The sequence below is a fragment of the Flavobacterium sp. genome (assembly GCF_004295795.1).
Classification (GTDB): domain Bacteria; phylum Bacteroidota; class Bacteroidia; order Flavobacteriales; family Flavobacteriaceae; genus Flavobacterium.
Genome location: NZ_SEBR01000033.1, coordinates 13,987 through 29,370 on the forward strand (window position 1 = coordinate 13,987; position 15,384 = coordinate 29,370).

Genomic DNA, 15,384 nt, shown 5'->3' on the forward strand with positions numbered 1-15,384 from the left:
TTTCTTGGATATATTGCGCCTCCAAACAATCGGTCGCTTTTTGGCCGAACCCGTATCTCAAAAAACTGAACAACAACTTATTGGCAAAATGAAAATCAAATTCGCCCACATTTGGTTCTTGCTTTTTCCTGTTTTCCTTTTCGGACAGGAATTGGCGCCCATCGTGAAATACAATTCGGCCACTTACAACGCCGGAAACCAAAACTGGATGATCTCGCAAGATTCCCAGCGGTTTATGTTTTTTGCCAACAACGACGGGCTTCTCGAGTTCAACGGATCGGCTTGGACGCTTTATCCTTCGCCAAACGAAACCATCATAAGGTCGGTCAAAGTCGTGGGCGATCGAATTTACACAGGTTGTTATATGGAATTCGGATATTGGACGAGAGAACCGAACAACCATCTGAAATACACATCATTAAGCCAAAAAATCAAAAAGCGGATCGTTGACGACGAGCAATTCTGGAACATTTTCGCTTATGAGCAATGGATCATTTTCCAGTCGCTCGACCAGATTCACATTTACGATACGAAATCTGGGAAATTTTCGGTAATCAGTCCGAAGAACAGCATTCTTAAATCTTTTCAGGCCAACAATTCGATATATTACCAAGTCGCCAACGAAGGCTTGTATGAGATCGAGAACGGAAAAGGCAAACTCGTCTCTAACAATTCGGTGGCCATGAACAACAAAATCGTGGCGATTTTTTCGGCCGATGACGGTTTGTTGCTGCAAACGGCCAACAACGGGATTTTTACTTTGATCAACGGGAATTTCGCGCCTTTCCTTTCGGATATCGACAGCGAGATGACAATGAGCAGCGTTTACAGTTGCCAGCAATTGTCAGACAAAGGATTCGCGATCGGAACGATTTCCAACGGCGTTTTTATTTTGTCGGCGAACGGAAAACTGCGCTATCACATCACTCAGGACAAAGGTTTGAGCAACAACACGATCTTGTCGGTTTTTGAGGATGTGGACGAAAATCTGTGGATCGGACTCGACAACGGCATCAACTGCATCAACCTGCAATCGCCCATTCGCAGTTATTCTGACAAGACCGGATTTCTCGGGACGGTTTACGCTTCGTTGTTGCAAAACGGAAAACTTTACATCGGAACAAACCAAGGACTTTTCTACAAAACCTACAATTCGAACGAGCCGTTCCAGTTCGTAAAAAACACCAAAGGCCAGGTTTGGTCGCTTTTCGAATACCAAGGCACGATTTTTTGCGGACACGATTCCGGGACCTTTATCGTTTCTGACGGATACGCTTCCCCCATTTTCTCGGCTTCCGGAACTTGGGGATTCGTCAAAATTCCGGGCCAACCGAATTTGCTTTTACAGGGAAATTACTACGGGATCTCGGTTCTCGAAAATTTCAACGGACAATGGAAATTCCGAAACAAGATCTCCAAGTTCGATTATTCGGCCAAACACTTTGAGATTTCAAGCGCAAGGGACGTTTACATCAGCCACGAATACAAAGGCGTTTTCAGATTTCACCTCGATGCCGATTACACGACTTGCTCGAATTTGACGACGTTGACCATTCCGAAGAAAGGCAAAAACGCAAGTCTTATCAAATTCGACAAAACGATTTATTACGCTAGCAAAGAAGGGATTTTCGTTTTGGACGACGCCAGTAAAACCTTCAGGCACGACAAGCTTTTGAGTTCGGTTTTCGAAAAGGACGAATACACTTCGGGTAAACTGATCGCCGACAGTTCAAACAAATTGTGGTTGTTTTCGAAGAATTACATCCATTATTTCACGCTGAGCAAGATTGGGAACGAACTCAAGAAGAACACGATCCCGATTCCGCTTTCGCTTACAGGTTCGATGCTTGGTTATGAGAACGTGACGCGTTTGTCGAACTCGATTTTCCTTATCGGAACAACCGACGGTTACTACACGATCAACCTTAACGACTTGAGATTCAAGAGCAATGTCGTTTCGATCACAAATGTCACGATCAACAAACTCGACGAGAAACTCATCAGTTGCCCGGTCAAGGATGGAGGCGAATTTTCTTACGACGAAAACAACATCATCCTGAATTACACGGTTCCCGAATACAACAAATACATCTACACCGAATACCAGTATTTGCTTGAAGGACAAACCGAGGAATGGAGCAACTGGAGCGCGAAAACCTCGGCGACTTTCAAGAATTTGCCGCCAGGCGATTACGTTTTCAAAGTTCGGGCGAAGATCGCCAATTCGAATCCGAAGAACATGGCGAGCTATAGTTTTACGATCTGCAAGCCTTGGTACGCAACTGGAATCGCTTTGATGATTTATCTGGTTCTGGCGATTCTGGCCGCGGTTTACATCCACAAAGCGTACAAGGAATACTACCGAAAACAAGAACAAAAACTCATCGAGGAAAACAATTTACTGCTAGAAATCAAGGAACTCGAGAACGAACAGCAACTCATGAAACTCAAGAACGAGCAGTTGTCGATAGACGTCGACAGCAAAAATCGCGAGCTCGCGGCCTCGACGATGAGCCTGATGAAAAAGAACGAACTGCTTGCCTTGATCAAGGACGACTTGAAACGCACGAATTCCGATCAGGAAGACAAGAGCATAAAATCTGTAATTAACACAATCAACAAAAGTATTTCTGACGACGATTCGTGGACGATCTTCAAAGAAGCTTTCAACAGCGCCGACAACGATTTCCTCAAGAAGATCAAACTGCTTCATCCGTCGCTCACACCAAACGATTTGCGACTTTGCGCTTACTTGAGATTGAACCTTTCCTCGAAGGAAATCGCACCGCTTTTGAACATTTCGGTGCGAAGTGTCGAGGTCAAGAGATATCGTTTGCGTAAAAAAATGGATTTGCCTCACGAAAAGGGCGTTGTCGAATATATTCTGTCGATTTGACGCGCTATAAGCGATTTGCATTCGCCTATACATCAACCATACAAAACCACTTTTAGAACGCCTAAAATCAAGTGTTGACCGCCACAACAGACGTTGTTAAAACGTTGTTAAATGACACGTCCTGAGCAAATCTGTGTTAAAACTGATTCTGTATGGTTTCTTTAATCGGCCGATTCGATTTGGGTGTTGCAAAAAATGTAGTTTTAGCCAATCAGAAATTTTTTATAGCGTTTTTTATCAATCTCAAAAAAATCAAGCCAAATAATCGCTAATGAGCAGTAATTCTCGTCGGCAAAAAATCACAAGCCTAACCAACCAAAGAACATTTAAAATGAGAAAACTAATTTTATTAGTGTTGATCGCGATGATTTCGCCTTCGGTTTTCGCCCAGAGCAACAGCGTTGTTGTGGCAAACGGAAGCCAGGGAACGAAATTGGTCGTCGACGGAAAAGATTTTATCATCAATGGAATGAACTGGGATTATTATCCAATTGGCACGAACTATTCGTACAGCCTTTGGATCCAACCCGATGATTTCATCAAACAAGCGCTCGACAGCGAAATGGCGTTGCTAAAAAATATGGGCGTGAACACGATTCGCGTCTATGCCGGAATGCCGAAAAAATGGATCGAGTACGTTTACACGAACTACGGAATCTACACAATGTTGAACCATTCGTTTGGGCGTTACGGCGTCGATTTGAACGGCGCTTATATTCCGAATACCGAATATTCAGATCCGCAAGTGCGAAAATTCCTTTTGGGCGAAGTCAACAAACTCGCTACAGAATACAAGGACACCAAAGGATTGCTTTTGTTTTTGCTTGGAAACGAGAACAACTACGGCCTTTTTTGGGACGGAGCCGAAACACAGAACATTCCGGTAGAGCAGAGAACGTCTACGAAAAGAGCCGTTGCGATGTACAAATTGTTCAACGAGGCCGCGGTTTCGATGAAACAGATCGACAATTCTCATCCAATCGCATTCTGTAACGGCGACTTGATGTTCATGGACATCATCAACAAAGAATGTCAGTCTTTCGACATTTTCGCGACTAACGTTTACCGCGGAATGTCTTTTGGAGATTTGTTCGAAAAAGTGAAAAGAGAATACGGAAAACCGGTTTTGTTCGCAGAATTCGGGGCCGATGCGTTCAATGCGATCACGAATCAGGAAGACCAGACTTCGCAAGCTTATTATCTGCTGAACAACTGGAAAGAGATTTACCAGAACGCGGCCGGACAAGGAAAAGCCCAAAACGCTCTTGGCGGATTCACGTTCCAGTTCAGCGACGGTTGGTGGAAATACGGACAAACTGCAGATCTTGACTCTCACGACACGAATGCGTCATGGGCAAACGGCGGCTACGTTCGCGATTACGAGCAAGGCCAGAACAACATGAACGAGGAATGGTTCGGGATTTGTGCGAAAGGCCCGACGAACGAGAAAGGTTTGTACGAACTGTTTCCGCGTGCGGCTTATTATGTGTTGAAAGATGCGCATAAATTCAACCCTTACACGTCATCTGAAAGTGCCGAAAATTACTTTGCAAACATTCAGGTCATGGATGCGACGCTGCGTGCAAGAGGCGACAAAGCGGCTTTGGAAAGCAAATCTGGCGGATTGATCAGATTGAGCAAACTCAGAGCCGAATTCACGACGTTCAACACCGGCGGATCGCTTATCACGACTCCGGACGAACCGAATCCGAACATTACCGAATATCCGAACCAACTCGGTTTCGACCACATGCAGTCTTTTTACGTAGGTGTAGAAGGAAATCCATCGGCCAACATGAAAGCCAACGTCGAATTCAACATTTTGGGCAATGTCGCGTTGAATCCTATCGACCAGATTTTCTATGAAAACCGCGGACGTCCCGTGACTGTCGAGCGCAACAATCAGGAAACGCGCCTTGACTCGAACAACAGAGTGCAGGTTTACAGCGCCAGCTATCAGTGGAACCACAATTATTTCAACCTCAACGGATTTTACAGAACCGGACATTACCACTGGGGTTATGAAGGTGATTTCTTCGGACTTTATCCGGAAGCCAATTACGGCCCGCAAATCGACATTTACAACGGTATTGCGCCACTTGGTTTCGAGGTCGAAGGAAAAAAACAGCTCAGCGGACTCAAAATGGCCTTCGGACCGCAACTTTGGTGGGGCGCGAACCCAGCGATCTTGCTGAAATACTCCAAAATGTTCAAGAAATTCACGTTTACCGGCGTTTTTCATGAAGATTTGGAACAACACACGAATACCGAAAGTTCGTTCGCGATTCCACAGCCAAAAACACGACGTTTCACAATGGCCGTCAGCAGAAAATTCGGAAAGTTCGGAATGGACTTGGGCGGAATCTGGGCAGGTTCGCCGCTTATCGGAAGAAACTACCAAGTCGTTAGAGGTTCGGGCGTGAACGAACAAGTTTTTGACGCAGAAATCTCGGCAAAAGACACTTGGGGCGGAAAAGCCAAAATCACGTACACAGGCGGAAAATTCAACTGGTACGGACAAGGCGCAGCAATGGGATTGGTCGCAAACGGCGGAACAGACTACACCCAAACCTTCACGGGATGGCGTTTGAAAGACAGCGGAAGCGGCAACCAATACAACTTCCTGACTGGAGCAACTTACAACATCGGAAAATTCCAGATCGCACCTAACTTCTTGTACCAAAAACCACTCGAAGGCCCAATCGACGCCAATGTCGCGGCTCCGGGACGACCTAGAAACATCCTCGACGATCCATTTGTCGTAAGAGCCAACAGAGAACAAGTCGCGGGAGAACTTTTGCTGACCTTCGACCCAACTCCGGGAACCTGGATGTACAACTGGGAAAACGACCGCACGGAAGACGCCAAATTCGCGGTCAGCGCAGGAGTTGTTTTCAGACACTTGCCAACGACACAGGACGCCGCCATCGGGATCTTGCCTGACGGAAGAACGACATTCGCCTTCGACGGAGCGGCTCCGGCTAAAGACCTATACGAAGTCAACACGAGAATCGTCTCGAAATGGGGCAAGGATTTCGGCTTCATCGCCAACCTTTACGCAGGTGATGCGCAGGCAAACGGAAGCGACGCAAGAATGATCCACCGTTACGGAATGGACTTGCGCGTGATCTACAAACAGATCAAATTGGCATCTTTCGTGAAAATCAACGATTGGGGTCCATACGATTACCACCGCGATTATAACCTTACTTTCCCGCTTCAATTGATGGCCGATCTTTCTACCGAAATCGGAAAACCAGATTGGTTCATCCTGCCTGGCACGAGAATCGGCGTACGCGGCACCTGGAGAGCGCTTGACCAATATTCGCCTCGTTACAACCCGACACAAGTGCTCGACGCTTCGGGACAATGGGTTCCAGACCCGACAGCCATCGGATTCAAGAACGGAAACGAGTGGGAAATCAGGACTTACATTCACATCAACATCGGCAATTAAAAAAATTGAACTACTATGAAATCAAATTTTAAATCACAACTCGCCTACCAATTGTCCTTTTGGATGATTGTGCTTGCGGTCTTCGGCTGTGAGAACGATCCGGACGACTTGAAAGAAGCTTCTTTCTCGAGAAATCCAGAGGTTTTTATTGACACTTTCAGCGCAGGATTGAACTTTTCGTCTTACGGCGGCGCTGTCGTGGACGCGTTCCAGGTCGACAACGACGTGGCCTACAACAACTCGGCGGCTTCGATGCGTTTCGACGTTCCCAACGTGAACGATCCGGCGGGCGCTTATGTGGGCGGTTCTTTCTACACAAGCGTCGGACGCAATCTCTCGGGTTATGACGCGTTGACTTTTTGGGCGAAAAGCTCGATTTCGGCTACTATCGATGTGGTCGGATTCGGAAACGACTTCGGGGAAAACAAATACCAGGCTTCGATTTCCGGACTCCAGATTTCGACCGTCTGGAAAAAATACATCATCCCAATTCCTGACGCGGCAAAACTGACAGCCGAGAAAGGCATGTTCTTTATTTCGGAAGGTCCGGAAAATGGCGCAGGTTACAGCTTCTGGATCGATGAAGTAAGATTCGAGAAACTCGGAACGATCAATCCGCAGCAACCCAAGATCTTCAACGGCGAAAATCTCGTCCAGACTTCTTACGCGGGCGTCACCACGACAATCGACGGACTTGTTTGTGCGTTCAACATGCCAAACGGAATCAACCAAGGCGTGAACGTTACGCCGGCTTATTTCACTTTCGCGTCTTCGAACGAAGCTGTTGCAACGGTGAACGAGCAAGGAATCGTAACGACTGTTGGCGCTGGAACCGCTGTAATTACGGCCAAAGTTGGAGGCGTCGACGCTTTGGGATCGCTTACGATCAATTCTTCGGGAGCTTTCGTGCACGCGCCAACTCCTACGGCGAATCCGGCAAACGTCATTTCGATTTTTTCGGATACTTACCAAAATGTTCCCGTGAATTATTACAACGGCTATTGGGCGCCTTACCAAACGACGCAATCGGCGGACTTTACTGTCGAAAACGACAACGTTTTGAATTATACGAACTTCAATTTCGTCGGGATCGAGTTTTCGAGCCCAACTGTCGATGCGTCGGGAATGTCGCATTTGCGTATGGATGTCTATATTCCGAATGCGCTTCCGGCAGGCGCGAACTTCAAGGTCGGATTGCTTGACCTTGGTGCCGATGCCGCTTTTGGAGGCGGAAACGACACGAACTTCACGCTCACTTTCACGGCTCCGACTTTGGTTGCACAAGGTTGGGTCAGCCTGAACATTCCGCTTGCGAACTTTACCGGATTGGCCAGTCGCGCCCACCTTGCACAAATCATCCTCGAAGGTGCGAACATCACCAACTTCTACGCCGACAACATTTATTTCGTGAACGACGGAAGCGTGATTTCTCCGGTTCCGACATCGGCCGCGCCAACACCGAATTATCCGGCGGCAAACGTGACTTCGGTTTTTAGCGACGCTTACACGAACATTGCGGGTTCTGATCTGAATCCGAATTGGGGACAAAACACACAGACAACGCAAGTGGCAATCGCAGGAAACAACACCTTGAGATACGGCGGACTGAACTACCAAGGTTTGCAATTGGGAACTCCAACAGATGTTTCCGGACGTACTTTCCTTCACCTCGACTACTATTCGGCGAACTCGACCGCATTGAACATTTACCTGATCAGTCCTGGTCCGGTCGAGAAATTGGTTCCGCTTACCGTTCCGACTACTGCCGGATGGAACAGCATCGATATTCCGTTAACTTCGTTCGCTCCGGTGAATCTCGCCAACGTGATCCAGATCAAATTTGACGGGAACGGCGACATCTATCTCGACAATATCTTGTTCCGAAACTAATCGGCTAAAAACTAAAAACACGTAAAATGAACTATTTTTCAAAAGTATATATCGGAAACAAACGCTTGGCCTTGAGCTTTGCGGCAATCGTTTCCCTTTCGCTTTCGGGTTGCAACCAAGACGACAAACAAGACGTCGGCGGACGCAAATGGAACCTGGTTTGGAGCGACGAATTCGAAGGAAATTCGGGCACGTTACCCGACGCTTCAAAATGGACGTATGACCTTGGCAACAACAACGGCTGGGGCAATCAGGAACTCGAAACGTATACCAACAATCCTGAAAACGTCTCTTTGGACGGAAACGGGAATCTGGTAATCACGGCAATCAAGAACGGTAATTCAATCACGTCCGGACGTCTGAAAACACAAAACTTGTTCACCCAGACTTACGGCCGCTTCGAAGCGCGCCTCAAAACGCCTTATGGACCCGGAATCTGGCCTGCATTTTGGATGCTCGGAGCCAACGTAGGCGAAGTCGGATGGCCGCAATGTGGCGAAATCGACATCATGGAAATGCGCGGCCAACAACCGAATGTGATCCACGGAACGATCCACGGTCCGGGTTACAACGCCGGAAACGCGATCACTTCGTCTTATGGTCTGCAAAACAGCCGATTCGACCTCGATTACCACGTTTTTGCAGTCGAATGGTCCGAATCGAAAATCGATTTCTATTGTGACGATTATCTGTACAAAAGAATCACCAAAGCAGACGTTCCCGGAGAATGGGTTTACGACCATGATTTTTACTTGTTGCTGAACGTCGCCGTGGGCGGAACTTTCGCAGGTTTCCCGACAGACCAGACGCCTTTCCCGCAAAAGATGATCGTAGACTACGTGAAAGTCTACCAATAAGAATCTGTAAATCAGAAAAGTGCCCGAACGCAATTGCGCTTGTGTTCGGGCATTGAATTAATTGAACCGCACAATGAAACATCCCATTTCGCTGCTCCTTCTTATGGTTGCCTTTTCTGGCATCTCGCAGCAAAAAACCATTGACCAGAAAGTAAACGAGCTTTTGGGCAAAATGACGCTTGAGGAAAAAATCGGGCAGTTGAACCAATATACGGGCGATCATGCCGTGACCGGTCCGCTGACGATGAATCCGAACAAGAAAGAGGAAATCAAAGCCGGAAAGATCGGGTCGATGCTCAATGTGTTGGGTTCGGAATACACTCGCGGTTATCAGGAATTGGCCATGCAATCGCGCCTCAAGATTCCATTGCTTTTTGGTTTGGACGTTGTACACGGCTACAAAACCACTTTCCCGATTCCGTTGGCAGAAGCTGCTTCGTGGGATTTGGCAGCCATCGAACTTTCGGCCCGCGTTTCCGCACGTGAAGCTGCGGCAAGCGGAATTCACTGGACATTCGCGCCAATGGTCGACATAGGACGCGATCCTCGTTGGGGACGCGTGATGGAAGGCGCCGGAGAAGACACTTACCTGGGATCGAAAATCGCATACGCCAGAGTCAAAGGTTTCCAAGGCAATAAGTTGGGCGACGTTACTTCTGTAATGGCTTGCGCGAAACACTTTTTGGGTTACGGAGCGGCTATCGGCGGACGCGATTACAACTCGGTCGACATGAGCCAAAGAGCGATGTGGGAAACTTATCTGCCACCATTCAAAGCGGCGCTCGACGCGGGCGCGGCCACGTTCATGAACTCGTTCAACGACTTGAATGGCGTTCCCGCAACAGGCAACAAATTCCTGCAACGCGACATTCTAAAAGGAAAATGGAACTTTCAGGGTTTTGTAGTTTCCGATTGGGGATCGATTGGCGAAATGGTCAACCACGGTTTCAGCAAAGAAAAGAAAGAAGCGGCTTTGCAAGCGATCACGGCTGGAAGCGATATGGATATGGAAAGCAATTCCTATAGATACAACCTGGCTGAATTGGTCAAGGAAGGAAAAGTGTCCGAAAGCCTGATCGACGACGCCGTAAAACGCATCCTTCGCAAGAAATACGAACTCGGGCTTTTCGACGATCCTTACCGTTACAGCGACAAAAAGCGTCAGCAAAAAGAACTCAACAATCCCGAAAATACAAAAGCGGCCCGCGAAGTCGCTGCAAAAAGTATCGTCCTTCTCAAGAACGACAAGAACATTTTGCCGTTGTCCAAAGAAACCAAAACCATCGCTTTTATCGGGCCGATGGTCAAGCCGAAACGCATCAACCACGGTTTTTGGTCGGTTGATCTCAAAGACGTCGACTCGACTTATATCGTTTCCCAATGGGAAGGTTTGCAAAACAAAGTTGGAAAAAAAACCAAGTTGCTTTATGCAAAAGGTTGTGGCGTAACAAGCCCGGACAAATCAGGTTTCAAAGAAGCGGTTGACGTCGCCAATCAAGCCGATGTGGTGATTTTAAGCGTTGGAGAAAGACACGACATGAGCGGTGAAGCCAAAAGCCGAAGCACGATCAATTTGCCAGGCGTTCAGGAAGATCTCATCAAGGAATTGCAAAAAACGGGCAAGCCGATCGTGGTTTTGATCAACGCCGGCCGTCCGTTGGTTTTCAATTGGACTGCCGACAACATGCCGACGATCGTCTACACTTGGTGGCTTGGCTCGGAAGCCGGAAACGCAATTGCCGACGTTTTGTTCGGAGATTACAATCCGTCAGGAAAATTGCCGATGACGTTCCCAAGAACCGAAGGCCAGATCCCGATTTATTACAATCACATGAGCACAGGCCGTCCGGCGAAGAACGAAGACGACAAAATGTACGTTTCGGCTTACATCGATCTTCAGAATTCACCAAAATTTGCCTTCGGACACGGTTTGAGTTACACGACTTTCAAGTATTCCGACCTGAAATTGTCCAAAGCAAAAATTGCAAAGTCAGACAAATTAGAAGTTTCGGTCACGATCCAAAATACAGGAAAAGTTGCCGGCGAAGAAGTCGTGCAATTGTATCTGAAAGACAGGGTTGCCTCGATCGTGCGTCCTGTGAAAGAGCTCAAGGATTTCCAGAAAATCAAGCTGAACGCCGGAGAAAGCAAGACAATTACGTTCACGATCGACGATGAAAAACTGTCGTTTTATCACGACGATTTGAGTTTTGGATCAGAAGCCGGCGAGTTCGATTTGATTATTGGTTCGTCGTCTGAAGACATTCGTTTGAAAGGCGAATTCGAATTGCAGCCATAATTCCAATTTCATATTTCCCCAAAAAGTGCAGGCTTCGGTTTGCACTTTTTTTATGCCCAAACCCGAATTATTGCGCGGAATATTTCCCCAATCCCGATTGTAAACTTTGTGAAAGCCGAAGCTCGCCGTTCTCGACTTTAAGGATTTGCGTGTCGATCGCGTTGCAAGTACCGTTGTGGAATAATCTCGCGAATTTGAACTCGTACACGCCGTCGCCTTCGAGATCGATTTTTTGGATTTCGGGCGTTTTGATTCCGAATTGGGTTTTCAGATTCGAAGGCTGCAATTTCCCGTTTTTAAGATCGTCGTACAACGCATAAATCTTAAAGTCGATCGGATTGCCCAAAAACTGCTCCGAGTCATTGTCGTAGACCAGGATTTTGCAGATCAGTTCGCTTACGGGAAATCCTTTGAGCATTAAAACGTAGAGCGTCTGTTTTTTGTCAGACAACCGAATTGTCGCGAGATGGGATTTTTCTATCGGAAACATTTCGTGCATTTCGGAATCGCCTTCGGAATTGTAGAAATCGCGAACCGTTTTCGAAATTTCGGCGTTTATTCCGTCGGAAACTGCCACTGTTTTTTTCGGATTCCCAAAGTCGATCGCGTCGAGAAACAACGGGAAATCGGCGTCGATGATTTTGGGTTCCGATTTATTTTCGATAGAATTCACTTTCTCGTTCGGACTTCCGCATCCGATAAAAAACAATCCCAAAACCGCCGACCAAATTCTCATTTCAACTCAATTTATCGGTTTGAAATCGTCTTCGAAGCAAACCGACAATCAGCAAAACGATCGCGTAAACCAGAAAGAACGCAAATATAGGCACGCCAAATATCCGAATCAATGAAAAAGTCAAGGTCGCGAAAATCAGAAAAACCGCCACATCGAACAGGATTTGCCGTCTCGTAATTTTAACGAACTGCCGAATCGCGAACACCGAGACCAACGGCACGAACACGACCGACAATAACGCGCAAGCGATCAAAGTCCCGATTCCGAAATCTATTCCCGTCATGGCTTATGTGTGAAGTTTTTACGAAGCTACTCAAATGCGCACAATGTTTCGGCAGCCATTTCGCCAATTTGGAATTCCCGCCGCGACAGTTTTTTGGCTTTCGCCGACACATTGCCTACTTTAGGTATTATTTTCGATAAATTTACAGCCTTAGCCTCCAAGACAAACGCATTGAACAACGCTACCCATACATCGGAAATTTCGGCTCACGAACAACTGTTGAATTCGTTCGAGAACGCGCCTGTGGGAATCGCCTGGATTTCCGGACCCGAATTCACGTTTTCGAAAGTCAATGCGTTCTATGCAACGTTGACCGGAAGATCTGCCGATGCTCTTGTGGGAAAACCGTTGCTGCAAGCCATTCCCGAACTCGAAGGACAAGGTTTTGAGTCGATTCTGTCAGATGTTTTGACTACCGGAAAACCATTTATCGGTCACGAATTGCCAGTCAATATTTTTCGGGACGGCAAACTCGATTCGCTTTACGTCGACCACACTTATCAGCCGCAACTTGACGCTCAAGGCAATGTTTACGGGATTTTGGCCATTGTCACCGATGTGACGCACCGCAAAAATGCCGGACTCAAAGTAGAAGACAGCGAGCAGAAATTGCGCGGCATCATCGCCTCGGCTCCGGCCGGAATCGGGCTTTTCGTGGGGCGCGACCTCATCATCGAAAGTCCGAACCAGACTTTTATCGACATCGTGGGAAAAGGCCCGAACATCGTCGGACTTCCGCTAAGGGAAGCGATGCCCGAATTGGTCACCGAAGGCCAAGCCTATCTCAAGATTCTCGACGACGTTTTCACCACCGGCGTGCCGTTCATTTCTCCGGCTTCACTGGTCAAGATCACGCAAAACGGCGTTCTGAACGACAACTATTACAATATTTCGTATACGCCGCTTTACGATTCAAACGGCGAGATTTATGCGATTCTCGACATTGCGATAGATGTGACGGCTCAAGTCGCTGCCCAAAAAGCACTTGCCGACAGCGAGGCACATCTGCAAATTTTGCGCGATACGGTTCCGGCGATGATCTTCTATCTCGATGCCGAAAGACGCTACCTGACTTACAATGTCGTTTTCAGGGAATGGTTCGGGATTGGGGAAACCGAAGCTTTGGGTCGAAAGGTCGAGGATTTCATAGGTGATGCGGCTTATGCGAAAGTCCGTCCACATCTCGATATCGCTTATGCCGGAAGTTCCGAACAATACGAAATGTATTCGCCGACACGAATGGGTGTACCGCGTTGGCTCAGCATCGTTTACACGCCACACAAAGCCGACGATGGTTCGGTAAAAGGCGTAATCGTTCACGCCACCGATATCACGCAAAGCAAGTTGGCCGAATTTGCATTGATCGAAAGCCAGAGCCGTTTCCAGAATTTGCTTCGCGATGCGACTGTAGGCATGGTTGTGCTTTTGGGCGAGGAAATGCGCGTTGCCATCGTGAACGAAGCTTATTGCAAGATCATCGGACACAGCGTCGCGGACACTTTGCACAAACCGTTGTTCGAAGTCATTCCCGGAGCCGAAGAATATTTCCTTCCAATATTGCTCAAAGTGTTGTCGACAGGAGAAGATTTCGCGCTGAACGAAAGTCCTTACAAGATCGTGAGCGAATCGGGACAACCGCTCGAAGGTTTCGTGAATTTCACTTACAAGCCGTATCGCGAATCTGACGGGAAAATATCGGGCGTAATGGCGGTTGTGACAGATGTTACCGAACAAGTCGTGGCGCGCCAACTCGTCGAACAAAAGGAGAACGAACTTCGGAACGCCATCGAAATCGCCGAATTGGGCACGTGGACAATCGACATCGCAAGCGGAAAAACCTCGTTGTCACAAAGACACGCGGATATGTTCGGACTCGACAAAACCTTGCTCAGCACGGCCGAAGCTTTCAACGTCATCGCAGACGAAGACCGGATTCGCGTGGAAAGAGCTTTCGTGAAAGCGCAACAACAAGGCGGTTATTACGAAGCCGAATATCGCATCGTAAACCAAATCACGGGCAAGACGCAAATCATACACGCGATCGGGCAAACCCAATTCGACATTCACGGCAATCCCGTGAGAATTTCCGGCACCGCGCGAGACATCACGATACAAAAAGAGTTGCAGACCGCGCTTGAGAACGAGGTCGAAAAACGCACGATTGCGCTCGGGAACGCTTTGGACGAGCTCAAATCGGTGAACGGCGAACTCGGGAAATCGAACGAATTGCTCACGCGCTCGAACGAAGAATTGGCGCGATACGCTTATGTCGCAAGCCACGATCTTCAGGAACCGCTGCGAAAAATCAGGATGTTCACCAGCCGATTGCAAAACTCCGACGCCGGCCTCAAAGACTTGCAACCTACGATCGATCGCATCAGCAGCTCGGCCGAGCGCATGAGCCAATTGATAAACGATTTGCTTGCGTTCTCGCGTCTGTTGGAATCGGAAATAGCCGTGAACATTGTAAATCTCGACGAAATAATCAACAACGTCTGGGTTGATTTCGAACTCGCCGTCGAGGAAAAATCGGCGGTTTTGGAACTGGGAAAATTGCCGCAAGTCCAAGCCGTAAAATTGCAGATGAACCAGCTTTTCTACAACCTCATCAGCAACTCGCTTAAGTTTACGGCCGTCGGTGTGGCACCTCGCATCAGCATCATTTCTGAATTGGCTTCAGCCGAACAGGTGCGCCAATATGTAGATTTTCCGTTGGATGCGATCTCGTACCATCACATTGTTTTCCGAGACAACGGAATCGGCTTCGAAACCGAATATTCAGACCAGATTTTCGAAATATTCAAACGTCTTCACGGAAAGGAAATTTATCCTGGATCTGGAATCGGGTTGGCGCTTTGCAAGAAAATCGTGTCCAATCACCACGGGCGTCTTTTTGCGGAATCGGAAATCGGGAAAGGTTCAACATTCCATATTTTCCTGCCGGAAAGCCAAAATCCGTAGTGTTT

Annotated in this window: 8 protein-coding genes; 6 read left to right on the plus strand and 2 right to left on the minus strand. The window is 47.7% G+C overall.

Annotation, left to right across the window (positions count from 1 at the left end; all coding sequences use genetic code 11):
• The first annotated feature begins 88 nt into the window (after window positions 1–88).
• From EOO49_RS18120 to bglX, 5 genes are all read left to right on the plus strand, one after another.
• On the plus strand, window positions 89–2,896 hold the full coding sequence (locus tag EOO49_RS18120; RefSeq protein WP_290848300.1) for a triple tyrosine motif-containing protein: 2,808 nt from the start codon (window positions 89–91) through the stop codon (window positions 2,894–2,896).
• A gap of 331 nt (window positions 2,897–3,227) precedes the next feature.
• Window positions 3,228–6,353 carry a glycosidase gene (locus EOO49_RS18125; protein WP_290848302.1) on the plus strand — a complete coding sequence of 1,042 codons (3,126 nt, stop codon included), beginning with the start codon at window positions 3,228–3,230 and terminating at the stop codon, window positions 6,351–6,353.
• A gap of 15 nt (window positions 6,354–6,368) precedes the next feature.
• Entirely contained in the window at window positions 6,369–8,243 is a 1,875-nt protein-coding gene (locus EOO49_RS18130; protein ID WP_290848303.1) for a glycosyl hydrolase family 16, read from the plus strand.
• Between the two features lie 26 nt (window positions 8,244–8,269).
• Window positions 8,270–9,100: a glycoside hydrolase family 16 protein gene (locus EOO49_RS18135; protein WP_290848305.1), complete on the plus strand. Its 831-nt coding sequence runs from the start codon at window positions 8,270–8,272 to the stop codon at window positions 9,098–9,100.
• A gap of 73 nt (window positions 9,101–9,173) precedes the next feature.
• Complete coding sequence (gene bglX / locus EOO49_RS18140; RefSeq protein WP_290848307.1) at window positions 9,174–11,399, plus strand: beta-glucosidase BglX; 2,226 nt, start codon at window positions 9,174–9,176, stop codon at window positions 11,397–11,399.
• A gap of 67 nt (window positions 11,400–11,466) precedes the next feature.
• On the opposite strand, the gene EOO49_RS18145 is transcribed toward bglX, so the two are convergent.
• Both EOO49_RS18145 and EOO49_RS18150 read right to left on the minus strand, forming a co-directional pair.
• A complete protein-coding gene (locus tag EOO49_RS18145; protein WP_290848308.1) occupies window positions 11,467–12,135 on the minus strand; it encodes a hypothetical protein in 669 nt (222 codons plus the stop codon).
• Window position 12,136: 1 nt separating this feature from the next.
• Window positions 12,137–12,418, minus strand: coding sequence for a hypothetical protein (locus EOO49_RS18150; RefSeq protein ID WP_290848310.1), 282 nt, complete (start codon window positions 12,416–12,418; stop codon window positions 12,137–12,139).
• 171 nt (window positions 12,419–12,589) lie between these two features.
• On the opposite strand from EOO49_RS18150, the gene EOO49_RS18155 reads away from it, so the two are divergent.
• The gene (locus tag EOO49_RS18155) at window positions 12,590–15,379 is read left to right on the plus strand and encodes a PAS domain-containing protein (RefSeq protein WP_290848312.1); all 2,790 of its coding nucleotides are present in this window, start codon (window positions 12,590–12,592) and stop codon (window positions 15,377–15,379) included.
• Window positions 15,380–15,384: the final 5 nt, after the last annotated feature.

Excerpts from the sequence above, each read along its gene's own strand:
- EOO49_RS18135 (WP_290848305.1), top strand. The coding sequence starts at position 8,270 with ATGAACTATTTTTCAAAAGTATATATCGGAAACAAACGCTTGGCCTTG.
- EOO49_RS18145 (WP_290848308.1), bottom strand. The coding sequence starts at position 12,135 with ATGAGAATTTGGTCGGCGGTTTTGGGATTGTTTTTTATCGGATGCGGA.
- EOO49_RS18120 (WP_290848300.1), top strand. The coding sequence starts at position 89 with ATGAAAATCAAATTCGCCCACATTTGGTTCTTGCTTTTTCCTGTTTTC.
- EOO49_RS18150 (WP_290848310.1), bottom strand. The coding sequence starts at position 12,418 with ATGACGGGAATAGATTTCGGAATCGGGACTTTGATCGCTTGCGCGTTA.
- EOO49_RS18125 (WP_290848302.1), top strand. The coding sequence starts at position 3,228 with ATGAGAAAACTAATTTTATTAGTGTTGATCGCGATGATTTCGCCTTCG.
- bglX (WP_290848307.1), top strand. The coding sequence starts at position 9,174 with ATGAAACATCCCATTTCGCTGCTCCTTCTTATGGTTGCCTTTTCTGGC.
- EOO49_RS18130 (WP_290848303.1), top strand. The coding sequence starts at position 6,369 with ATGAAATCAAATTTTAAATCACAACTCGCCTACCAATTGTCCTTTTGG.